This window comes from Paenibacillus sp. J31R120 (genome assembly GCF_056269225.1).
Window position 1 is genome coordinate 343,950 of the sequence record NZ_JBWDNN010000002.1, and the last position, 23,849, is coordinate 367,798.

Sequence of the window (23,849 nt, forward strand, 5' to 3'; positions counted from 1 at the left end):
GCTCCGTTATTAGACAGGTCAGGCCGTAAGGGGGGATAAGCGATGTCGAATATGTCGCTTAGAACAAAGGGATTAATTCTAATCGTACTCATATCGTTTATCCCGCTCCTGCTTGCCGGATGGGGCAATTATTCCACAGCCAAGGACGCGATGATGCGTTCGGAGATGGAGAAGATCAGCAGCAAGCTATCCAGCCAGGCCAGTAATATTGCTGCCTGGATGGATATTCGCCGGGCCGAGGTGCTTGTCATGAGCCGCACTTCCGCTGTACGTTACGGTACGAACGAAGAGCGGCTGAATTATTTTCAGCGGGAACTGGTTCGCAGCGGATTTACCTACCATGCGATCGGATTCATTGGTCAAGACGGGATCGCCTATCGCAGTGACGGAGCGTCTCGCGATTTGAAGGGAGAGCCGTTCTTCGAGCCGGCCATCAATGGCGCGATTACGATTACCGACCCTTACAAGCCGGGCTTCTCCGTCGTGGAGCAAACCTTTATTGCTGTGCCCGTTTACGGAGTGGGAACCCAGATTGAAGGCATTATTTATGCGTCGATTCCGTTTACGGCGTTTAACCGTTTTTTTGATTTTGCGGATGAAAATGCTCCTGTACGTTTCTACAATGACGAAGGAGAGATCATCTACGGCTCTGCGCCAGGCGTTGCACGCATGTCGTCGCTGCGTTCGGATTCTACCTTAAGCGAAGTTGCCCATGAGATTCTGAGCCACAATGATGGCAGGGTCAATATTCATGTAGGTGGAGAGGCTTATGTTGTGTTCTATGCCAAGGTGACGGGTACGCCATGGCGGATTGCCCTGCAAGAGCCGTACTTTCATATGAAGGAGATGCTGACGCCGATCTTCTGGCGTATCGTCTCGACGATAGCGGTCGCGGAGGTTTTTATCGCGCTGTCCTTCTATCTCTATTTCAATCAGATTATTAAGCGTCTGGAGCGGATATTGTCTGTCACGAAGCAAGCGGCAGCGGGGGAATTCCAGGCCGAGCATTTGGATACATCGCAGTATGATGAGATTGGCAAGCTTGCCCATTCCGTGAATGGCATGATGGAGCATCTGCAAGATATGTTCGACCGTTTGAATGCGATCATTAATCAGAATCAATATGGATTCATCGTCATGGATAATGAGTACAAGATTGCTTACTTGAACAAGACTGCTGAAGAGATGCTGGGATATACCACTCAGGAGCTGGCGGGTCATGCGACACCGCTGCTATTTATGGACAATGAGGAGATTACAGCGGAGGCCGAACGCCTGACGGAGAAGCTGGGCAGATATGTGCAGCCCGGCCTGGAAGTGTTCCGGGAGCTGCGCGACGACAGGTTCTCGTATGAGCGAGAGTGGACGTTTATCCATAAGGATGGGCACCGGATCCCGATCCTGCACAGCTCGAACGGCCTTCGGGACCGGAACGGCAAGTTCTCTGGCGTGGTCGGCATGGTGCGCGATATCTCGGACCGGAAGCAAGTGGAGAAAGCGCGCAACCGATTATTGGATATTGTGGAGTCTGCCAAGGACTTGATTGCTTCCGTCGATATGAAGGGGGAGCTCATCTACATGAACCGGGCAGGCAAGGAGATGCTTGGACTGCCAGGAGAGGAGAGGGAGGCCTCCACGGTCAAGGACCATGTCGATCCTCGCATGTACGAGCAGATTCTTCAAGGTGCGGAGCTTGCAAGAGAATACGGCTACTGGGAAAGCAACACACAATTGCGGAAGAGCAACGGCGATCCGCTGTTCGTCTCTATGGTCGTCGTGACCCATGTGGATGCGTCTACGGGTGAGCTCTTCTTCTCCTGTATTGCCCGCGACATATCCGAGCAGAAGCTTGTTCAGGAAGAGCTTGTACGCGCTACGCTTGAGGCAGAAGAAGCCAATCAAGCCAAGAGCCGCTTCCTTGCTTTGATGAGCCATGAGATTCGGACGCCTCTGAACGGCATTATCGGGTTGACACAGCTACTGCGGAAGACGGAATTGTCGATCGTGCAGAAGGATTATTTGGACAAGATGAGCATGTCTTCGGAGACGCTGCATCGCATGATTAGCGATGTTCTCGACTTCTCCAAAATCGAAGCGGACAAGATCGAGATGGAGCGGCTTCCATTTCAGCCGGAAGAGCTGCTTCACCGACTGGCGAACGGGCTCAGCGTATTTCTTGGCGGCAAAGAGCAGTTCGAATTCATGATTAAGACGCCGGACGAGCTGCCGCAGACCTTAATCGGTGATTCGCTCCGTCTGGAGCAGGTGCTGCTGAATCTGTGCGTCAATGCGATCAAATTCACAGAGAAGGGCCTTGTGAAACTGGAGCTGGATATTGTGGAGCAGCACGCAGAGATGGTCAAGCTTCGGTTCCTCATTGCGGACACTGGAATTGGGATGAGCAAAAGCGTCATGGACAAGCTGTTCAAGCCATTCACGCAGGCGGATAGCTCAACGACTCGGAAATACGGAGGCACGGGACTTGGTCTTGTCATATCCAAAAGCCTCGTAGAGATGATGGGCGGCGAGCTTCATGTCAGCAGCAAGGAAGGCGTGGGCAGCCGGTTCGCCTTCGCGTTGTCGTTCCAGGTAAAACCTTATCGCCATGAATTGGAGGAGATAGCGGCCGCGCCTGTGCCGGAAGGGACGGTATGGATTGTCGAGGACGATTCCAAAATGCGCGATCATTGGACCTATCTGTTCGAGTCGCTTGGGTGGTCGGCAATCCCTTACAACAGCTGGCAGAATGCCCGTGAAAGGCTTTGCCGTGTCGGGGAGGGAGTGCTGCCTGATCTGCTGCTGATGGATATGGAGATGCCGGATATGTATGGAATCGAGACATGGCGCTCATTCCGCAGTGAAGCGAAGGAGGCAGGCGTGCCGATTATCGCGCTGACGACAACGTACGGCCGGGACGAGTTGCAGCAACTGAAGGAAGAGGAGCGCCCCGTTGCTATTCTGACCAAGCCGGTCACAAGAGAGGCGATTGTCAGATCGTTGAATGAAGCACTCAGAAACAGACTGGCGATTCGCCACTATACGATGCGAGAAGAGCATGTCCATCAGCCTCATGTTCATAGTAAGTCGAACGCGCAGCGGGTATTGCTGGCGGAGGATAACAAAATCAATCAATTGGTGGCGATTGAGCTGCTCAAGGAGAACGGCTACGAGGTCGGTCTTGCTGAGACGGGAGAGGAAGTGCTGCGCCTTCTGGAAGCCGGCTCATGGGACATCATTATGATGGATATTCATATGCCGGTCATGGACGGCACGGAAGCTGTCCGCATCATTCGAAGCCAGGAGCGGTACAAGCATATTCCGATTATTGCGGTTACGGCTAATGCAGTGAAGAAGGATCATGACCGTTATATTCGCCTGGGAATGAATGAAGTGATGACTAAGCCGCTATCCGGTGATCGTCTGCGAGAGATAATGAAATATTGGCTGGAGCAGACGGCTTCGCTGCCCAAGGCCCCCAATATGTCGAGAGATGGGGGCAGCAGCTATGCGGGAATAAGCCGGGGCAGCACGCCAGGGAACAACATGCTTGCCCCGATTGCCGGCATGGATGTGGATAGCGCTCTTGAGCGTGTGAACGGGAAGCAGCAAATTCTGTTCCATATGATCGAGCAGTTCCGCCTTGACTATGATTCATTCATGGATCAGCTGCGCATGATGCTCAAGCAGTCCGAGAGGCAGACGGCCCTTCGCATGCTTCACACGCTGAAGGGGGCGGCCGGCTATTTGTCCGCTCCCGAGCTTGGAGACGCTGCGCATGAGACCAGCGAAGCGATCAAGCGGGGGGATCAGCCGAAGGAGCTGGCACTTGTGCTAGCTCATCTGGAGAAGGAATTGGTTCAGCTGCTGGCGGGTTTACATGAAGCGGTTAACCGTTTCGACAATTAAATCTAACAATTTTCTAACAATCTGTTGTTCCTAATCTTTCCGTATTGTATAGTAGAGTTACGATACGACTACTCGACAGATATCTTCAATTTATTAAAGGGTGACGCCAATGTATAAAGTTTTGGTTATTGAAGATGACGTCATGATGAGCAATATGCTGTCCATGTATCTGCAGGAAGAGGGGTACAGTGTGAAGCAGGCTTATCGCGGGAATGATGGGCTACAGCTTGCGGATTCATTCGTTCCGCACCTGGTTCTGCTTGATCTTATGCTGCCTGATATGGATGGTATTGAGGTATGTGCGCAGATACGGAGCGTCTCTCAAGTACCGATTATGATACTGTCCATGAAGAGTGAAGTGTCCGAGCGCGTGCAAGCGCTGAAGACCGGAGCGGATGATTACTTGTGCAAGCCATTCAGCATGCATGAGCTAACGGCGAGAGTCGAGGCATTAATTCGAAGATCGCATACCGTATTTGGTGAGTCAGCCGCACAGGTCGCCGCAGCTTCTATGACGGTGGAGGAAGAAGAGCCGATACAGCTAGACGTAGAGAGACGTCTGCTTCTCGTTCGCGGACAATTGGTCGAGACTACCTTCTCGGAGTATGAACTGATGAAGCTGTTCCTTGCACACCCGGGCAAGGTATTCAGCCGGGAAGAGCTGATTAATGCCATTAGAGGCTTTGATTCGTTTGTCACAGACCGTGCGATTGACGTACATATTGTGAATCTTCGCAAGAAGATCGAACAGAATCCGAAGGAACCCAAGCTGATTCGAACGGTATGGGGATTTGGTTACAAGTATACGGCACAGGCTGCTACTTAAAGTCATCGGGAGAGTGTTCGCATCACCCGGGCGAGTCTGTTCATAAGAAAAGAAAGATCGTACTCCGCCCATGGCGGGGTACTTTTTTTTGTCTATATCCCCTGTACAAGGATTATTTAGGTAATCCGTTAAAATTTCTAACATTCTTCTAAAAGTCTGTTCTGCACATTCCTAATATTTCTATGCGACTATAGAAGTACGACAATGGAACGAAAAAAGGACGGAGGGATCCAGATGGAGGGGCCAATCGAATTATCTGGACGCGGCAAGGCATTCATGCAGCTAGAGCTAGCGATACAGGGCGCGCGCGTATCAGGTAAGCGATTGCTGGTTGCATTGGTGGATTTGGACAAATTTTATCGTGTCAATGAGACAAGAGGCACAACCTTCGGCAATGACGTATTAACGATCGTTGCAGCTCGCCTGGAGCAAACGGAAGCGGCGCATTCAGAAGCGGCAAAGGCGGGCGTGTATAAGATCGATGGCAATACGTTTCTTGTAATGATGGAGGTTGGGAAAGAAGCGAAGCAATGCTGGAAAGCGGTAGATGGGATCAAGCATGAGGTGGAGAAGCCTGTCTCTGACTCGGGAAAGGAGCTCTATATGACTTGCAGTATTGGTGCCAGCCTGTTTCCCCAAGACGGGCTCACGAGCGAGAGGTTGCTTTGCCGTACGGAATCTGCGTTGTATCAAGCGAAGGAACAGGGCGGCAACCGGACGGTATTCTACAATGCGGAGGATACGAATCGCATGAACAGGCGTATCGCTATTGAGATGGGGCTCCGGCCGGCCTTGTTCTTGAGACAGTTCCATCTCAGCTATCAGCCGATTTATCGGCTGTCGGACGGACGGCTGAGAGGGTTCGAGGCGCTTATTCGCTGGCAGCATCCCGAGCTTGGCCTCATTTCACCGCATGAATTTATCCCTATCGCCGAATACAATGGATTGATCATTCCCATTGGCGAGTGGGTGCTTCGTGAAGCCTGCAAGATGCTGGCTGATATGACGAAATACGGGCTGAGCAAGCTGACGATGTCTGTAAATATTTCACCAGTTCAGCTCCAAGATCCCTCTTTTGTCCAGACGGTATGGAATGTCATTCAGGAATTCAGTTTGTCGCGCCAATCGTTGGAACTGGACATTACCGAGCATATTATGATGCATTCATCCGAACAGTCGATTATGGCTATTACGCAATTGCGGGCAGGAGGAATTCGGATAGCGTTGGACGGGTTCGGGGCCGGATTTTCCTCCCTTCATCATCTTATGGAATTGCCCGTTCATAGCCTCAAACTCGATAAAAGCTTTATCCGCAGAATCGATCTGCAAAGCGCGGAGCGGCATGTCGTCGAGGCGATCATCGGGCTGATGCGGAAGCTCGGTCTGGAAGTGGTCGCAGAAGGCGTAGAATACAAGGAGCAATATGAGCTGCTTAAGGAGTGGGGCTGTCATTATGTGCAGGGCTATCTGCTTGGCATGCCGATGGATCCGACCGTTATCGATACGTCGATGCTGGCGAGTTTCGTAGATGCGGCAGGACCGCAAAAACAGAAGGCCGCAAGCCGCATATAGAGACGCCGTATGCAATTAGACAAAAACCAGCCGGGCCCTTAGGGCCCGGCTGGTTTTTTATAATAGGAATGAGGAGTGGTTCTAGCTGACTTCCAGATATAACTTAGTGCCGTCGCTGTATTGGAATATCGCAACGTCTCGCACCATCTCGACCGATCTGATCCGTTTCCATCTTTTTCTGAAATCAAAGTCCAGTTCCATCTCGTACAATTTATGATGAAGCATATCTACAGATGCCGATTGTTCGTTAGGGTAATAGACAGGGACCGAACGATTTTTGAAGGTAATAACTCGCATCATTGTACTATGCACCTCCGATTGCGTTTTTCCCATTTTACCTTGAACGTTTTAGCCTCTTATGAATCTATAGTCAGGAGAATGTTTATTTTGCTCACACTTTCCTAACAAATGCTAGGAGCTGCTGTATTTCCATTTTTTCTTGTAATAGCCGTGCCCGTAATGATGATTATAACGATGCGGCTGGTGCGGCGGATAATATGGCTGTCCTTGCGGATACGGTTGCTGGCCCGGCGCATATTGGTTCGGGTAAGGCGGCTGCCCGTTCGGATATGGCGGATGTCCAGCGGCATGCTGATTCGGGTAAGGCGGCTGTCCTTGCGGATACGGCGGCTGGCCCGGCGCATGTTGATTCGGGTAAGGCGGATGTCCGTTCGGATATGGCGGATGTCCAGCGTGCTGATTCGGATACGGCGGATGTTGAGGATGCGGGTAATGCGGCGGCGGATAATAACCTTTCTTGAAGTCGCTGCTGCTGTAGTGGTGGTAGCCGTAGCGCTGGCGACCGGATAAGGAATATAAGATGCGCTTGAGCATGCGATAACCTCCTTTATTGAATGGGGTGAATCATTAATGGCGTTGTTAGATTATACGCGCTTGCTATCAAGTGGTTTCTAAGCAGAATGCCTTTTCTCGCACTCGACAGGAAAGGTGCGCGTCTGTAAGCTATAGTCAGGAGCTGATGAGTAAATGTTAGGCAAAATGGCCGAAAAACTCAAGGAGATTATCGATGCTTGGCGCGACTATCCGCTGCAGCCGAGGGAGATCTGGGAAGACAGATACCGGATTGATCGCCTGCTCGGTATGGGCAGCTACGGCCAGGCTTATGCCTGTACGGATCTGTCAACAGGCAGCGTGGTGCTGCTCAAGCGCAATAAACCGAGCAAAGGCAGCACAGGAATCGAGCTGCTCAGAAGAGAAAGCGACTTGATGCGATCACTAGAGCATCCGCAAATTCCGGGATGGCTGAATTACAGCGTCAGGCGGCGGGATGAAGCGCTTATCATGCAATATATTGAGGGTCACAACTTGGAGTTTGGGATATACGAGCATGGGATGACGTACAAGGCTACTGAAGGGCTTGCCGTCTTAAAGGCTCTTATGGGTCCGCTGTCGTACCTCCATGCACAGGGTTACGTCCACCGGGATGTGCGCATTCCCAATGTCATGCAGCAGGACGGAAAGCTGTTCCTGATTGACCTTGGGCTTGCTTGCCGGATCGGCGAACGGCTTCCATCCAAGCTGCAGAAGGCATTGGGAGAAGCGGATGGTTCCGACGCATCCGGCAGCGCTTCTGCGATCAAGAGGCGTATGCGAAACCCGCTTCCGTCCAGCGACTGGTTCGGCCTCGGCCATTTGTTCCTGTTCCTGATGTATGCGGGATATGAGCATCCGGAAGGACAACCGGAGCGGAGCTGGGAAGAGGAGCTGAGCCTTCAGTCTGACGTGCAATTGTTCATCTCGAAGCTGCTTCATGACGAATCTGTTTGGGAGACGACCGAACAATGTCAGCAAGAGCTGAATGAACTGCTGACCAAGCTGGAGCTCGCAGAGGAGCCCGGCATGTAGGCTTTTGATTAATTAAGGATTCATTACATAATAGACTATCGCAATGATGAGCAGGTGAAGCGGATAGAAGCTTCGCCATAGGAAACGCGGCATGCGTATGCGGTCCATGCTCCCCATAAGGTCAGGCATATAAACGATCCATAACGTCGACAACAAGCTGAACAACTGAAGTGTCCAGCCTTTATAAAATATACTAAACACATTAAGCGCCAAATGAAGCAGAACCATCATGTGAGGTGTGGCATATCGGTAAATGAGCATTAATAACAGCGCATATCCGCCATAATCGAACGGAAGGGCTTCCAATAGCACCATGACTGCGGCTATGACCAAGAAGGAAGCTATCGCTTTTCCTTTTAGCCAATCCAGCAAAAGCAAGGTCAGCAGGCAGAAAAACAGTGTGGCTATGACATTGATCCCCAGCCCATATGTTGGAAAGGCAAACTGGTATGGAAGCTGGGAAATGACGGCTAATAGGCCGACTCTGGTCAAATAGCGGGTAACGTCCCGGGTGCGGGAGTAGCCGATGACCATGGCGTAGATATAGAACGGCAGCGCCAATCTTCCTATAATGCGCCAGGCAGTATCATTCGGATGCCAGACCACGCCGATATGGTCGATTAACATCGTTAACATGGCCAGAAATTGAATGTGAATCACCTTCGTCCGTTACGAGTAATTAGCCTTATTCAGTATATCATAAGGCAATTGCATCGCTAGGGAGAAGGAGAAGACCTCTTGACCGACTTGAACGCGGTCAGGAGGTCTACGTAGCATGGCCAATGTAGGCAATGGTTCATCATGAAGCTATAGACCCGCGTTTTTCTTCAGTCTTTGCGCGATTTCCATAAATTCCTCCGGTGTAATGCCCGGGGCGAATTCTTCGGGCAAGCCGCTTAAATCCGGTATCGGAGCACCTTCGGGCGCTCCTTGAATGACCTCCAGCTGGGCGCCCGTCTGCGGATTCTGTCCGTTCCAGATGAGTACGATATCCTTGAAGTCATGCGGGCTGAACGTATACAGCTTGTTGCCGAGTCCCATGGCCTCGTATTTGCGCGCAGCCTCGAAGTGGTCATTGCTTAGGTTCGGAATCGGGATCAGCTTCTTTATATCAACGCCGGTCGCAATCTCTAGCGCTTTCGCATAAGCAAGCACATGCACGCCGCCGCGAACAAGCAAATAACCGATCATGGCGCGGGCAGTGGGATGGTCGGTCATCTCGTATACACGCATCTTATGCGTACGCGCGCCGCACTCCAGGAAGAAGTTATGCAGCAGATCGAGCACGAGATTGCCGCTGTTGAATACATAGTCGCCAGCCCAAGGCCTGCCCATGGAGTCGCCGGCAAGCGAGGTCTGTGCCGTGCTGATAAAAAAGTAGCTGTTGCGTTTATCTACGCCCGGCTTCAGAGGGGCGCTATCCGGATCGCCCGGACTGGTCGTGCCGGTCAGCACCATGTTAATGGCTGTGGAGACCAGCTCGACATGGCCAATCTCCTCAGCCGTTATGCTGGCGACAAGATCGTAAAAGGGCTTGAGCTTCTTCTTCTCCCTGAAGTTAAAGGACTGGTACAGGTAGTTGTTAAGCGTCGACATCTCGCCGAACTTCCCGCCAAGCAGTTCCTGTACGGCGGCAGCGGCATTGGCGTCGGCGTAAGGAGAGGGGGGCAGCTCGATCTGCAGCCTGTTCTGACGTTGGAACATGGGAGGCATCACCTCTTTCCTAAAGATAAAGAGTCTTTTCTAGCAGTTGGACTGGCTAGGAGGGACTTAAGATTACGTGTACAACAAGGTAAAAACGAGCAATTCGTAAAGCATGAGCGGAAAAATAGCGTTATACAGTGCGATGAGAGCCCGTGCTCATGCATCGTGACCAGAAGGTACAGAATGCTGCGGATTATGTTGATGATTTCTGTTGCAGAGGTATTATTACATAGGTATGCGGAAGGAAGCGGCGGCATACGTGGGGGAGGGCGTTAATAAACCTACTAGCCTTCGATTCTTCATTGAGGTATCGACGCTTGCAATGATTAAGCTGGTTTAGCTCAGGTGGAGAGCAACGCACTAGTAATACATAGGCCGGGGCTCAATTCTACCAGCATACTAAGCATAGAGTAGCAACGTATTCCGAAGTTTTGAGAATCGCGCTGTTTTTGTTGTTCTACCATTTATCTACCTTATGTTTAACGAATTTGATAGTGACGGTTGGTGCCAGAACCTGCAGGCCATTGAAAAAAGGATTGTCAGCTATAGTTCACCAAGCGAAGATTTATTCCTATTGGATGCTTACCCTAAAGATATGTAAAGATGTGCTGTATTCATTATAATTTTAGTGAACTAGCATTAAAATTAAAAATGGCGGGAGAAAATACCCGCCATTGAGTCAAAAACAAGACAAGGAGACGCCTCTTTATCATTTTATGCGTGTTATGCGTGCGCCTAACAATGGTTACATGTCCTATCAGATTGGAGTAGTTGGACTCTTACCTAACAAGTCATCACTGTTCATTAGAAATTACACAGCAGTCGAAATATAGACTGAGTAAACGGCATTTTGGGTCACGTTCATGTCGAGGAAGACAGAGATTGCATCATTTCTTGTGACAGGATCCCCAGCGATATTACTTGTCCATGTTACAGTAGCATTAGGTGTAACTACATATGCAGCACCATCGGAAACACGTACAGGTTGTGCTCCTACATCTGTGGGTCTGATAGAGAAAATGATTGTTCCAGATAATACAGCTGTGGTTGTTAACGTAATTGTGGATATGATATTAGCTGCTAATGGTACAACTGAAGTATTAATTACATCAAAGCATACCTGGAAGAGATAAACACCTACCGGTAAGTTATTGACAGAAATTGCTCCGGAAAAAGCAACTACACTTCCATCGGCAGCATCAACATAAGGAACAGCATTTGAAAGTGCTCCTGGCGATCCTGCAATACGCTGGAATCCTACGTTGTTACCGCCAAAGTTAATAACTTTAGTAAAAAAGGTCGGTTCAGGTCCTGTTGCACCCGTAGATCCAGTCGCGCCATCGGCTCCTGTCGGCCCGGTTGGTCCGGTTGGTCCAGTCGCGCCGTCGGCCCCCGTAGCACCAGTGGCTCCGTCCGCGCCAGTGGCTCCGTCAGCTCCCGTCGCTCCGTCCGCGCCAGTGGCACCAGTCGCGCCATCGGCTCCTGTCGGTCCGGTTGGTCCAGTCGCGCCGTCGGCCCCCGTAGCACCAGTGGCTCCGTCAGCTCCCGTCGCTCCGTTCGAGCCAGTGGCACCAGTCGCGCCATCGGCTCCTGTCGGTCCGGTTGGTCCAGTCGCGCCGTCGGCCCCCGTAGCACCAGTGGCTCCATCAGCTCCCGTCGCTCCGTCCGCGCCAGTGGCCCCCGTAGCGCCATCGGCCCCTGTAGGTCCGGTTGGTCCAGTCGCGCCGTCGGCCCCCGTAGCACCAGTGGCTCCGTCAGCTCCCGTCGCTCCGTCCGCGCCAGTGGCACCATCGGCCCCTGTAGGTCCCGTTGGGCCTGTCGCGCCGTCGGCCCCCGTAGCACCAGTGACTCCGTCAGCTCCCGTCGCTCCGTCCGCGCCAGTGGCACCAGTCGCGCCATCGGCTCCTGTCGGTCCGGTTGGTCCAGTCGGGCCGTCGGCCCCTGTTGGTCCCGTTGGTCCAGTCGCGCCGTCGGCCCCCGTAGCACCAGTGGCTCCATCAGCTCCCGTCGCTCCGTCCGCGCCAGTGGCACCAGTCGCGCCATCGGCTCCTGTAGGTCCCGTTGGTCCAGTCGCGCCGTCGGCCCCCGTAGCGCCAGTGGCACCATCAGCTCCTGTCACACCCGTCGTCCCCGTCGGTCCAGAAGGTCCTGTCGGTCCAGAAGGTCCTGTCGGTCCGGAAGGTCCTGTCACACCCGTCGTCCCCGTCGGTCCAGAAGGTCCTGTCGGTCCAGAAGACCCCGTCGGCCCGGAAATTCCGGTCGCTCCAGTAGCGCCAGTAGCCCCCGTAGAGCCGGTAGAGCCGGTAGAGCCGGTAGAGCCCGTAGCGCCCGTAGAGCCGGTAGAGCCGGTAGAGCCCGTAGCGCCCGTAGCGCCCGTAGAGCCGGTAGAGCCGGTAGAGCCGGTAGAGCCGGTAGAGCCCGTAGAGCCAGTAGAGCCGGTAGAGCCAGTAGCACCAGTAGCGCCCGTCGCTCCCTTTGGTCCACGCTTCACTTTTTTACAATGCTTAGCTTTTTTACAATGCTTAGATTTTTTGTGATGTTTTGAAGTGGAAGTCGTGGACGTTGTTGTACAATCATGGGATTTTGATTTTTTAGGACTTTTGTGCAAATAAACTTGAAGATCAGGTTCGATTGAATCAACAATTCGTTTAAGTGCTTTTTTATCTAATTTCTTCATTTGCTTCCCTCCTTTGTTTGATTCTTCATAATACGAATGTGGACATGACTTGCTCTCGGCTAAGAAGGTAAACCAACGTTAATCTAGTAACCTTTTGGAAAAAAATAAATAAGTTAAGATAAAATGAACTTGCAAGCAGGTGACAGTATGTACAGAAGCAACGACCTCCGGCTTAAGTGCTTATATCTCTCTGTTACTCCTAGACAACTCGCTAAATTAAATCAAAATGTACGCGCAGCTATATGGATTTCGGCAGTCCTAAGACTTGATCAAGAAGAATGTGAAGTAAATCTGGCCTATCGCGGTTCACATACTCGGAAATTCCCGAAAAAGTCTTTTCAAATCAAATTTGTTTCGCCAGAGATATATAGAGGGGAACGGGAGATTCATCTAAATGCGGAGTACGCAGATCCGTCGCTTATACGAAATAAACTTTCTTTTGATTTTTTTTCACGCATTGGCGTTCTGTCACCACAAGCAATTCATATTCTGTTGTATATCAATGGGGAATTCGCAGGGATTTATTTGATGATTGAATCTGTAGATAAGCATTTTTTGCAAAAAAGATATTTATCAGAAGGACCGATTTATTACGCTATTAATTCGAATGCAAATTTTTCACTTGTTCATCCTAAAACATCTGCTGTTAAGGATTCTCTTGAATCCGGTTACCTGCGAAAGCATGGTACTGCCGATGATGACGCATATTTGCGTACACTTATTTTCAAAATAAATACGACTCCGATAGCGCAGTTTGAAGTTGAAATCGAAAAACTTTTGGATGTTAATCAGTACCTTCGTTGGTTGGCAGGAGCAGTCTGTACACAAAATTTCGATGGATTTATCCATAATTATGCTTTATACCGAGACTCTAAGAAGGAACGATTCTCCATTATTCCATGGGATTATGATGCGACCTGGGGAAGAAATGTGAACGGTAATGAGTTAAATCATACGGCACTTCCACTGGAAGGATATAATACCCTGTCTGCACGCTTATTGGACACACCTTCATTTCGATTGTCATATCGTACTCTTTTACAAAGTATATGTCGTGATCATTTTACGGTTTTGGAGATGGAGCCTGAAATTAATAAACTGCAGCAATTGATAGCAGCCTTTGTGCATCTTGACCCGCATAGAAGGCATAGCGTTGAAGTGTTTGAGGAAGAGCGAGCATTTATTCTTTCATTTATTGAGAAGAGGCGGTCATTTTTGATGGAGGGTCTGGGGACGTTTTAAGGCTGGGAAACCTGGGATAGGTAAGGTATGGGTAATGACTGCGAACAGAAATTAAACAGATGGCATGTCTTATTAACCGACAAAGCTAGACTCTGCTCCCACCACGTATTAAAATCTATGTAACTAACGATTAATATCACAATGATAGACAGGTGAGTTCATGAGCAGCAACGACAACATGCTTAAGGAATATTGGCCGGGTGCGTCTATCGACTTGCTAGACTTTATAAAGCTTGCCGTTATATTGACGGAGATGGTCTGCCGCGAGCATCAACAGACGGCTGTAATAGGGAATTTGAATCCGTATAATATAAAAATATTAAGTGACGGCAAGGAAGCGCGACTGACCGGAAGTGAAGATACGCTAGTCGCCTACCGATCACCGGAGCAATCGGGACGACTTAACCGGATACCGGACGGACGTTCTGATTTGTACACGTTGGGCATTATATTCTATGAACTGGTGTCGGGGCAATTGCCGCTTCAGCCTGACAACGACCGGGATTGGGAGACTGCACATATTTTTAAGACGGTGCTTCCGCTATCAGAGATTCGGCCGGAATGGGATAGCCCGATATCGACGATTATAATGAAGCTGCTGGCCAAATCCCCGGATCAGCGTTACCAGAGCGCATACGGCTTGCTGGATGATCTGAACCAATGCCGGGTTATGCTGGAGGGTAATGGAGAGCCGATTCCTTTTGAGTTAGGACGGTTGGATCGGGTTCGCACGTTTCGGTGGCCGAGCATATTGTATGGGCGAGACAATGAAAGGGCCATTTTGGAGTCTGGGCTAAAGCAGGCCTCGCAAGGCAAACAAGCCATTCGGTGGGTGACAGGTCCGGAAGGGAGCGGAAAGACGGCACTCGCTCACAGCATTCGAGAAAATACACTACGGCAGGGTGGACGATTTGTAGAAGGCAGAAGCGCTCGAGGGCAAAAAGCCACACCCTATGAGCCGCTTATTCAAGCATTGCAGCAATGGCTTCAGCAGCTTTGGAGCGAGCCTGCTGATGTAATGGAACGGCTGAAAGACAAGCTCCGGTCTGATTACGGGCGAGAAGCCGAGATCTTAACGAATATGTTGCCTGACATGCGAATGATATTCGGAGCAGATCGGTTAGAAAAGAGAAGCATCTCCAATGAGTACGACCGGAGCCGATTCGGGGAGCTGTTGCCAGGTCTGATCAGTTGTATGGCTGCAAGCCTTCCTCCGCTTGTTTTATTTATGGATCATTTGGAGGGTGCCGACCCCAACACGCTTGAAGTGATAAAAGCGCTTGCAGAGCGGAATGGGGCTCCCGGGCTGCTCTTGGTTGGAGCTTTTCGTACAGAGGGTTGGAGTGGGACTACTGTTGGGAGCTCGGCTAAGATGACGGTTATCCCAGGGATGTCCGTTAATGAACTTGGCATTTCCGTTGAGCAGTCGGACTTGCAGCCCTTGCGATATGAAGAAATTCGATGTTATCTGTCTGATGCTTTACATGAGGAGTCGCTCCGCCTTCGCTTGCTGGCCAGTACTCTCTTCTATCAGACAGGCGGAAATCCAGGTATGATTGAAGTTTTGCTTAGAAGCTGGCTACGGGAGCAGAAGCTGAGCTTTGATGAAAGCCGCCGCCGATGGATATGGGACCCGGAATTGATACAGCAAAGCAGCCGCTCGGAGCCGAATCGCGGACTGATGGAGGCGGACTTTGCCGGATTAGCGAATGAAGTGAAGTCAATGCTGGCGATGGCGGCTGCGATAGGACAGTCCTTTCGTCTGTCCATATTGTCTGAAGCCTGTGCATGCACACCAGATACTGTTGCCGATATGCTTCATGCTGCCGAAGTCGGAGGCATGATTGGATGCGAGGATGATACGGCAGCAGATGGAGTACAGGAGAAAACGTATCTGTTCCTGCATGACTATATACGCGAGGTTGCTTATGCCTTCGATCCGGGAGGGAATATGCAGCGTCATCTGACGATTGGAAGACTGCTGCAGCGCAGCCAGTCGGAGGATGGCGTGCATACGTTGCTGGCGGCAGTGGATCAATTGAATTTGGGTTCGGGGGCCATGATGCTCCAAGAAAGAATACAACTGTCCGAGCTTAACCTCGAGGCTGGGCAGAACGCGCTTGCTGAAGGGCAGTATGCGAGAGGAAAGCGTTATGCGCAAGCAGGACTCATGATAGTAGATGAAGAGCAGGAGCCGCAGACAGGCTCAGCATATGTTCAACTGCGACTGGTTGCCGCCTGGTCGGAGTATATGTGCGGCAATCCCCGGCAGGGACGTCAGTTATTGCTTGATTTGAAAAGCCGTGACCATAGGTTGAGCAGAGCGGAGCGTTCCCAGATGTGGGCGCCCTTAATACAGTTTCATACGTTTGTGGAAAATGATATTGCTGTCGAGTATGCAAAAGAAGCGTTAGCCGCATACGACTGGGAGTATCGGGAGAGCATTTCGAAGCTGGTTGTTATGAAGGAAGTGATGCAAACGCAATCTGTATTGTATCGAAAGCGCCATAGCTTGCCATTGCTGCCCTTCCATGATGATGAAGAATACTTAAACGAGTGCAAGCATATGGAAATGTGCTTCCTCCCGCTGCTTATGCATAATGCGGAAGCGCTTATTGATCTCTGTGCCCGATTTATCCGTTACGGAATTGGCAGGGGGATGAACGAGCCGTTGGCTATGCTGATTTGCAGTTACAATCTTTTGATGCAGAGGGTGCTTCCGGGTTATGCTCAGGTTGTTCCGGCTTTGGATCTGGAATCAGTGACAGCGGCGGATAATTCCCGGGTTCACAGGATTCTTTTTGTTAGCGGAATGGCTAAGCAGTTGGAGAAGCCGCTTGAGGCGTCTAATTTGCTCCATAAAGCTTTACGCCGCTGTGTAGAGCACGGGGACAAAGAGTTTGCCAATATCGCGATGATCACTTGCTTGATTACGCATAACGGCAGCCTGTATGATCTAGCGGAATTACTGCGATTTTTCACGGAGCATATTGGTCAAAGCGCCAATGATAAAACTCTCGAAATGGTGCAGATCGCAAAAGATTATTTGGCTGCGTTGCAAGATGAGTCGCTTATGACGGGGTTTGCAGCGATTCCGCAACAAGCCGAAGGGAATGCTGATAAGAGCGAAGAGGATAATTACAGCTGCGTATGTAAGCTTGAGGTTGCTTTCTTGTCAGGCAGATACTCAGAGGCGCTATACTGGTCGAAGCGCAGCAGGGAGAGCGAATTTGCAGAGGATTGGGCGCGTATTCGGAAGCAGCGTCTACTCGAGGCGTTAACATTAGCCTCCCTTTATCCCGAAGCGAACTCAGTGGAAAAAAGACAAATTCGGAAGGCGCTGAATGCGCAATTACGCAGCATGAGAAAGTGGAAGGGTTTCCTCGGCTCAGGTTCTTCGGCCCATCTGCTCGTGAAAGCGGAATGCGAGCGATTAGCCGGGAATGAGCAAAAGGCTCTTGGTCATTATCTCAATGCGGTTAAGCAGGCTAGAACTGAGAAGTACGGCCTTATGGAGGGAATTGTCTGCGAGCGTCTTGCGATATGTTATAAACAGGACCTGATCAGCAGCGGAGGAGCAATGATCGCGATGCTGGACGCAGGTACGGCGTATTCGAATTGGGGTGTGACTTCGAAAGTAACACAAATCAGAAGCGAACATGCGAATCTGTTAGGTGTTGCGCCTAAGTTATATGAAGTCGAAGGGAAGCGGGTGCAGAAGGGCGAAGCAGATCCCATTCGTCTGTATATGCCGCAGCATGAGAACACGAAGATGCAGGAAGCTTCCACAGGGGAGGACAAGCTGCTGCAGCAGCTTCTTAACGGATTCGAGCAACCGGGCCATGGACAATGGGCAGATCGTCTCTTGTATGCTGCCCTCCGTCATTCAGGTGCTGACCGCGGATTGGTGTTGCGCGGCGAGCATGCGCGCTACATGGTTGAAGCTGAGCTGGAGATGTCACCAGACAGGGAAGAGGGGTTATATGCGGATAGTGTCCTACGGCATACCGTGGCAGCGAACGAACCAATCGTCATTCATGACACGATACAAAGCTATTGGATAAGAGATGATTATATCGCCTCATGGAAGCCCCGCTCCATTCTGTGCATGCCATTTTCAGTACCGGGTGAGTCTTCTAACTTCTACCTCTATATGGAAAACAGGCATGTGCCAGGCGTATTTACTGAGCGAGATTTGAAAGTGCTTGAGCTGATCACAACACGCATGATTTATATCCATTTGCTTGAAGGAGACTCGCAAGGGGGGGTAGCTGCGGCAAAAGAAAGTCTCTCGCGAGCTGCTTCGGATGAAGTTCAAGCGGACCTGTTGGAGCCGCTCACCAAGCGAGAGTTGGAAATTCTAGAAGCTATCTCTGAGGGGATGTCCAATAGAGATATTGCGGAGCAGCTCGGCATTACGGAGACGACGGTGAAGACGCATGTATCCAGAATTTTTGGCAAACTGGGCGTCAAGCGACGCGGGCAGGCTGTTGTGCGGGCGAATGAGCTGCAATTGCTCCGAAAATAACGAAAGTTCTTCTATCACCTCATGCTTCACCCACCAACGAGAAATGAATATGCCAAGAACGCCAACCGCCCCATTCCGTGACAGTCAACGCTGTTGTCGAGGTATAGGGCGGTGTTTGTCTTTATCGCTATACGAGTGCGCCTTCCTCTTGCACAATAGCCATTGCTTTATCGAAGTCGTCAGCTTCGATGACAATGGTAAGCAGAATATTACGGCCCGATGTCTCGTTGTCTTCTCCGCCAGAGCTCATACCGCTGGCACTGACACTCGCAGATGCTAAAATTCCAGCGTCGGGGTCTGGGAAATCCCCACCTAATGTGAGGCTGGCCAAGCTGTCAAAGTAGCTGGTTATTGGATTCATGATGCGGTCAACACCGTCGCCTGAATACCCGAACCGGTCTATCGAGCTATCCACGAGCCTCAAGCCCTGTATTCGCTGAAGCGCTTTTTCGGCTTGTTCGGGACTATAGAAGTAAGCCAATATATTTTTCTCTGCCATCAGTTGGACTCCTTAAATAGTAAATGGTTTAGTTTTCCGAATTAAAAATCCGGCAATAGTCTTTATCATGTTCGGCTCCATAAGGAAGTATGCGCAGATCCAGTATAAGGTCTGTATCATCTTCATTGGCATAAACACTTGTTAAGCTGGGTGTATAACTGCTCGTATTTACAGGGAGCATCCATGAAGTGAGTTTTACCAGTTTACATGTTTTGAAATTTCTGTATGATTTTATTCCCCTTGAAAGATAATAAGTTGGGCTACACCCACAAACTTTCGAGGAGGCAACATTACACATGAATAACTTTCAATCCGGCAATGCATCCAGCCAGGTGAATCAAATTGAAGGCATTGTGCAGCAATTGATTCAACAAACGCAGCAAGCATCCGCTCAATATCAACAATTGTTGAAGCAAGAGCAGGAGAACGCGCAGCTTCTTCAACAACTTGCTCAACGCGAGCAGCAAGCGGCGCAAACGATTCAAACAGCCCTTCAAGGACATCAGACTGCAGTTCAACAAATGCAGCATATCACAAACCTGTGCAACCAAATTTCCCATTCAACTGTATCAACAGGCAGCTATGCAGCAAACACTCAACAGCCATACTCGAATTACGGCAGTTCCAGCTACTATCGTCAATAAGACAAAGGTGACTGGCGTCATAATGGGATAACTCCCAGTTCGTCTAAGTAAAACGGCAAGTTCCACTTTACATAGGGAACTCCAAAGAAGAACCCCTAGGATCTTAATTCGTCCAAGGGGTTCTTTGCTTGCGTTAATGCTGCTCGGAGAGAAGAGGGAGAGGGCGTTCTGCCGGGCCTTCCAGCACCTCGCCTGTAATGGAGAATCTTGATCCATGACATGGACAGTCCCATGTGCGTTCCCCGTCATTCCATTCTACTTCGCAGCCCATATGGGTGCATGTCGTGTCCACGATGTACAGCTTGTCTTCCTTATCCCGGTAGGCGCCAGCTCTGCGACCGTGCAAGGTGACAGCGGCTCCCTCGTCCCGCTCCAAGTCATCTGGCGTACGGCGAACCATCTCCAGCTTGCCGCCGATCAAATGCTTGGCAACGTCGAAGTTGTCGACGACCAGGTTTTTGAGCGTCTTCACCGAAAGCGATCTGGAAGGAGAGAACAGCTCCGTATAGCGACTTTCCTTCTCCTGAATGAGATCGCTGATGATCATCGCGGCAGCTGTGCCTGTCGTCATGCCCCACTTTTTGTAACCGGTAGCGATATAGATATTGGACTTGGATTCCGCGTCCGTAATCGGTCCGATATACGGTAGCTTATCCCCTGTGACGAGGTCTTGCGCCGACCAACGATACACGATTTCCTCTGACTTAAATTGGCGGGCAGCATACTCCTGCAAGGCTTCATAGTGGTTAATGGTGCAAATGCCTTGTCCCGTCTTATGCTTCTGTCCGCCGATGATGAGAAGAGGCGACCCGTCCTCTGCGGTCGCGCTTCTTATGGAACGCTTAGGATCTTCCGCGCTGATATACATGCCGCCCGGATAATCCAGAGTAGATGTGACGCCAAGCGCATAAGAACGCTCCGCATGCATGCGGGCGAAGAAAAATCCGTATCCATCGTAAAACGGGAAGTGCGAGCAAATAGCCACATGTCTGCATGTAACCGCATGTCCGTCGACTGTTCTGACCGTGGGCAGCTGCCCTTTTTCGATATCAATAGCTGTTGTGCCTTCGTATATATGTCCTCCCGCTTCTGTAATTTCGCGTACTAGCGCCTCCAGGTAACGGAGCGGGTGGAACTGGGCTTGGTCGTTCATCTTCACGGCAGCCTTTGAAGGCAGGTTTGTCAACGGGATATGATCGAGATATGCGCCAGGAATGCCGAGTGCCTCATATGCGGCTATCTCATTCTCCAGCTTGCGGACATAGTCATCCGAGTTGGTGAATACATAAGCATCTTGTTTCAAAAAACCACAGTCGATTGCGTGCTGATTCACTGTTCGTTCAATAAAACGGAGCGCATCCTGATTGGCTTGAAAATAAAGGGAAGCCTTCTCCTTGCCTTCCTGCTTCATAAGCTCATCGTAGATCAGATCGTGCTGCGCGGTTATTTTCGCCGTCGTATGGCCGGTTGTTCCATGAAGCAGCTTGCCGGCTTCGAGCAATACGACGCTAAGGCCTGCTCTTGCAAGTAAATAAGCGGTTGTAATACCGGAGATGCCTCCTCCAATAACAGCTACATCGGCTTCTGTATCATGCTGAAGCTTGGTGTAGGAGGGAAGTCCCTTGAGCGATTGGAGCCAGTAGGATTCCGGGTAAGTTGGCAGCGGTGGCAATTTGGCCATCATAATCCCCTTCCTGAAGTAAGTGCTTCCTTCATTCCTTCCCTAAATCCGGCATTCTATTCGATCATCTGTCTGTACAAAAAAGAAGAGTTGACTCTTACGTATACTGGAGAGTTTATAATGGGATCAGAAAGGAGACGGAGCGTATGTATTCCATCGGCCAATTGTCCAAAAGAACCGGCATCTCCATTCGAACGCTGCGCTATTATGATGATTTAGGGTTGCTCAAGCCGGCCAAGGTGGCGGAATCGGGCTACCGCTATTATTCCAATGAGGAGATTCGTCTGCTCCAGCATATAACGGCACTCAAGGAGCTTGGCTTCACGCTGGCTTCGATCAAGGAACTGTTGTCCGAGGGCAAGGATTCAGCAAACCAAGAGCAGCGCTGGATGTCCTATCTGGATGTGGAGTTGAAGGCAATCGAGCAGGAGCGCGCACGGCTGGACCATATGGAAAAGCTTCTTCAAACCGCAAAGCATGCTCTTGTGATTAAAGGGGAATTTGACCCGGAAGATATCTTCTTGTTTATCCGCGCGATCCAGTCGCCGACGGAAATACGGGATCATTTTTTGGCGCAGCATTTTACCGAAAGAGAGATTGCGATTATTAAAAAACTGCCGGATCTCAGCTCCAAGGACCCTCGTGCGATGAAATGGGCACAACTCATACGTACCGCTAAGATGCATATGGACGAGCCGCCCTCGTCTGCTGTTTCGCAGCAGCTTGCTGCAGAGATGATGGAGATCACGATGGAGTGGTTCGAGCAGGACGAGGTTTTGCTAGAGAAGTATTGGACCTTAATTCGCCCGGACGAAGGAATGGACTCGAAGGTGTATGCCCTCGACACCGGTGTAATGGACCATATCGATCGCATTGTCGACTGGTATTTGCTGCATGGGGAAGGAGCGGCTTCAAATGACGGAGAAGATAAATAAACCAATTAGTGAAGGCAGGGCTTGGGCGTATGTTGTTATCGGCGGTATGCTCGAAATCGTATGGGCCAGCGGCTTTAAGTATGAAGCCATACCCTCGTTGGTCGTGCTGATCGCCTTGCTGACCAGCTTCGACCTCATTATTCGGGCTGCCAAGGTGCTTCCGGTAGGTACGGTATATGCATTGTTTGCGGGAATGGGGACGCTTGGCACGACCGTCATGGAGATGATTCTGTCTGGCGAAGCTGTGAGGCCGCTGCGAATTCTTTTTATTTTGCTGCTGTTAGCCTGCATGATCGGGCTGAAACTGACGGCGAAAGGAAGTGAGCGCTAATGGATTGGCTTATGCTTATTGCCGCAGGGTTATTCGAAATCGCCGGTGTAATCGGCATTAAGCGCGTTGCGCAGAACAATAACTGGACGAACAATCTTATTCTGATTGGCGGATTTATCATCAGCTTTCAGCTATTGATTCAAGCCATGGGGACGATACCGCTGGCGACGGCTTATGCAGTGTGGACTGGAATCGGCACGGTCGGAGCGGCTGTCGTCGGCATGATTTTTTTCAAAGAACCGAAGAGCTGGCTCCGAATCGGCTGTATTCTCGGTATTATTTTTTCTGTCGTTGGGCTGAAGCTCGTTAGCTAATAGGACAACCGATCCCATTGAACCTGGCGTCGCACCTCAAATTGCAGGGTTTCTTCAATATCAGAGATGCGGAGCATCAGCCGTGACAAATCGTGGAGAGAGAAAGGATGCTCGGCCATGGCTGCAATCCGCTTGGTGTAAGCGCTAAGCGCAGGAAGATGGATGCCGAATACGGATGGATCATCGATATTGCGGACATAGACATGATCAGGAACTGACAAGGCCATGTTCTCCATGTCATAGTCTTCAAACAAATATTGCTCGAACGGCGCGTCCAGTCTTATATATAGCGTACTGTTCCAGTCAAGGGATTCCGTTTCTTCAATCATCAGCCATATTGGCAGGGGTTGGCCTGTATCGCCGTCCTGTTCGTAGAAGACCGCTATTCTCATCGCGGGCTGATCGCTCCTTTCTTTTCATAGGTTTGCCGCTGCAACTGCATGAGCAGCTTGGTTGTCGCATCGGAGTAGCCGTGCTTGAAGGCGGGCAGGGTAGCCAATCGGGCACGGAGATTGCGGTCTCGCCGTTCCTGGTTCATCCGTCTGGTGATTCGCTCAAGTCGTGCTTGCGCGAAGTGGGCTGGCACGCCGAATGTCTCGGCTATTTGACGGTAACAAGAAGGCGGCTGATTCTGAATAGCCGTTACATCTCTGAGCATATGGAGAGGCATGGCGCTGTACTGCTGGAATAGCCCGGCTTGCGTCTCCTGCAGGCTTACGAAGGAGGGAGGAAGCTCTCTCTGATTGCCGGCATGCAGCGCAGGATGGCACAGCTCATGAAAAAAAGCGAGGCGCTGCTCATAACGATCCAAATGTATGTTCAAGAAAATTAGACAGTCCCCGTCTTCATCATAAAGAACCTTAGTCTCACCCTCCGTATAAGCGATGAATGTGTCAAAGAGGGAAGCGATATGATCCAAATCCTCCAAATCCCCGGGAGTTTGAATGCCCCCCTCCTCGTATTTGGCTTGAATCCACAGCTCCATTGCTGTAGGTCGATAGAGTTCAAAGTTCAGAATCTCCATGCCGCTCCTCCTCATTTAAGAATGTATGTTCGCTTATTCGTCGAAAAATAAAACCCCTTGGGGTTTATTTACAGCCGCCTCTATTGAGTAGCTGCGTTGG

General features: G+C 50.6%; 19 protein-coding genes. 10 read left to right on the forward strand and 9 right to left on the reverse strand.

Annotation, left to right across the window (positions count from 1 at the left end; translation table 11 throughout):
• Window positions 1-42: 42 nt before the first annotated feature.
• The 3 genes from AC0YNW_RS08150 (at window position 43) to AC0YNW_RS08160 (ending at window position 6,304) form a co-directional block, all read left to right on the forward strand.
• Entirely contained in the window at window positions 43-3,906 is a 3,864-nt protein-coding gene (locus tag AC0YNW_RS08150) for a response regulator (protein ID WP_475831513.1), read from the forward strand.
• A gap of 109 nt (window positions 3,907-4,015) precedes the next feature.
• Window positions 4,016-4,732 (forward strand): response regulator transcription factor, encoded by a 717-nt coding sequence (locus AC0YNW_RS08155; protein ID WP_387478307.1) that lies wholly within the window; start codon window positions 4,016-4,018, stop codon window positions 4,730-4,732.
• Window positions 4,733-4,936: 204 nt separating this feature from the next.
• Window positions 4,937-6,304 (forward strand): putative bifunctional diguanylate cyclase/phosphodiesterase, encoded by a 1,368-nt coding sequence (locus tag AC0YNW_RS08160; protein ID WP_475831514.1) that lies wholly within the window; start codon window positions 4,937-4,939, stop codon window positions 6,302-6,304.
• Between the two features lie 81 nt (window positions 6,305-6,385).
• Here AC0YNW_RS08160 and AC0YNW_RS08165 read toward each other — a convergent pair whose 3' ends face one another.
• Entirely contained in the window at window positions 6,386-6,604 is a 219-nt protein-coding gene (locus tag AC0YNW_RS08165; RefSeq protein ID WP_119802805.1) for a hypothetical protein, read from the reverse strand.
• Between the two features lie 111 nt (window positions 6,605-6,715).
• A complete protein-coding gene (locus AC0YNW_RS08170) occupies window positions 6,716-7,138 on the reverse strand; it encodes a hypothetical protein (protein ID WP_475831515.1) in 423 nt (140 codons plus the stop codon).
• 153 nt (window positions 7,139-7,291) lie between these two features.
• On the opposite strand from AC0YNW_RS08170, the gene AC0YNW_RS08175 reads away from it, so the two are divergent.
• Window positions 7,292-8,170: a serine/threonine protein kinase gene (locus tag AC0YNW_RS08175; protein ID WP_475831516.1), complete on the forward strand. Its 879-nt coding sequence runs from the start codon at window positions 7,292-7,294 to the stop codon at window positions 8,168-8,170.
• Between the two features lie 12 nt (window positions 8,171-8,182).
• Here AC0YNW_RS08175 and AC0YNW_RS08180 read toward each other — a convergent pair whose 3' ends face one another.
• From AC0YNW_RS08180 to AC0YNW_RS08190, 3 genes are all read right to left on the reverse strand, one after another.
• Complete coding sequence (locus AC0YNW_RS08180) at window positions 8,183-8,830, reverse strand: TraX family protein (RefSeq protein ID WP_475831517.1); 648 nt, start codon at window positions 8,828-8,830, stop codon at window positions 8,183-8,185.
• A 147-nt stretch (window positions 8,831-8,977) separates the two neighbouring features.
• On the reverse strand, window positions 8,978-9,874 hold the full coding sequence (locus tag AC0YNW_RS08185; protein WP_475831518.1) for a manganese catalase family protein: 897 nt from the start codon (window positions 9,872-9,874) through the stop codon (window positions 8,978-8,980).
• A gap of 811 nt (window positions 9,875-10,685) precedes the next feature.
• The gene (locus tag AC0YNW_RS08190) at window positions 10,686-12,365 is read right to left on the reverse strand and encodes a collagen-like triple helix repeat-containing protein (protein ID WP_475831519.1); all 1,680 of its coding nucleotides are present in this window, start codon (window positions 12,363-12,365) and stop codon (window positions 10,686-10,688) included.
• 333 nt (window positions 12,366-12,698) lie between these two features.
• On the opposite strand from AC0YNW_RS08190, the gene AC0YNW_RS08195 reads away from it, so the two are divergent.
• Window positions 12,699-13,793: a CotH kinase family protein gene (locus AC0YNW_RS08195; RefSeq protein ID WP_475831520.1), complete on the forward strand. Its 1,095-nt coding sequence runs from the start codon at window positions 12,699-12,701 to the stop codon at window positions 13,791-13,793.
• A 160-nt stretch (window positions 13,794-13,953) separates the two neighbouring features.
• On the forward strand, window positions 13,954-18,321 hold the full coding sequence (locus AC0YNW_RS08200; RefSeq protein ID WP_475831521.1) for a helix-turn-helix transcriptional regulator: 4,368 nt from the start codon (window positions 13,954-13,956) through the stop codon (window positions 18,319-18,321).
• 127 nt (window positions 18,322-18,448) lie between these two features.
• Here the strand turns inward: AC0YNW_RS08200 and AC0YNW_RS08205 are convergent, their stop codons facing one another.
• Window positions 18,449-18,820: a hypothetical protein gene (locus tag AC0YNW_RS08205; RefSeq protein ID WP_475831522.1), complete on the reverse strand. Its 372-nt coding sequence runs from the start codon at window positions 18,818-18,820 to the stop codon at window positions 18,449-18,451.
• A gap of 296 nt (window positions 18,821-19,116) precedes the next feature.
• Between AC0YNW_RS08205 and AC0YNW_RS08210 the strand changes: the two genes are divergently transcribed.
• On the forward strand, window positions 19,117-19,464 hold the full coding sequence (locus AC0YNW_RS08210; protein ID WP_387478334.1) for a hypothetical protein: 348 nt from the start codon (window positions 19,117-19,119) through the stop codon (window positions 19,462-19,464).
• A gap of 133 nt (window positions 19,465-19,597) precedes the next feature.
• Here AC0YNW_RS08210 and AC0YNW_RS08215 read toward each other — a convergent pair whose 3' ends face one another.
• The gene (locus AC0YNW_RS08215; protein ID WP_475832184.1) at window positions 19,598-21,145 is read right to left on the reverse strand and encodes an FAD-dependent oxidoreductase; all 1,548 of its coding nucleotides are present in this window, start codon (window positions 21,143-21,145) and stop codon (window positions 19,598-19,600) included.
• 146 nt (window positions 21,146-21,291) lie between these two features.
• Here AC0YNW_RS08215 and AC0YNW_RS08220 point away from each other — a divergent pair, with 146 nt between their 5' ends.
• From AC0YNW_RS08220 to AC0YNW_RS08230, 3 genes are read left to right on the forward strand one after another with little or no spacing between them, the layout of a single operon-like run.
• Entirely contained in the window at window positions 21,292-22,080 is a 789-nt protein-coding gene (locus tag AC0YNW_RS08220; RefSeq protein ID WP_475831523.1) for a MerR family transcriptional regulator, read from the forward strand.
• Window positions 22,061-22,411, forward strand: coding sequence for a DMT family transporter (locus AC0YNW_RS08225; RefSeq protein WP_475831524.1), 351 nt, complete (start codon window positions 22,061-22,063; stop codon window positions 22,409-22,411). The genes AC0YNW_RS08220 and AC0YNW_RS08225 overlap by 20 nt, the downstream gene beginning before the upstream one ends.
• Entirely contained in the window at window positions 22,411-22,725 is a 315-nt protein-coding gene (locus AC0YNW_RS08230; protein ID WP_475831525.1) for a DMT family transporter, read from the forward strand. The genes AC0YNW_RS08225 and AC0YNW_RS08230 overlap by 1 nt, the downstream gene beginning before the upstream one ends.
• On the opposite strand, the gene AC0YNW_RS08235 is transcribed toward AC0YNW_RS08230, so the two are convergent.
• Together AC0YNW_RS08235 and AC0YNW_RS08240 are read right to left on the reverse strand one after the other, a co-directional pair.
• On the reverse strand, window positions 22,722-23,117 hold the full coding sequence (locus AC0YNW_RS08235; protein ID WP_475831526.1) for a hypothetical protein: 396 nt from the start codon (window positions 23,115-23,117) through the stop codon (window positions 22,722-22,724). The two genes, AC0YNW_RS08230 and AC0YNW_RS08235, sit on opposite strands and share 4 nt — an antisense overlap.
• Window positions 23,114-23,749 carry an ImmA/IrrE family metallo-endopeptidase gene (locus tag AC0YNW_RS08240; RefSeq protein WP_475831527.1) on the reverse strand — a complete coding sequence of 212 codons (636 nt, stop codon included), beginning with the start codon at window positions 23,747-23,749 and terminating at the stop codon, window positions 23,114-23,116. The genes AC0YNW_RS08235 and AC0YNW_RS08240 overlap by 4 nt, the downstream gene beginning before the upstream one ends.
• Window positions 23,750-23,849 lie beyond the last annotated feature (100 nt).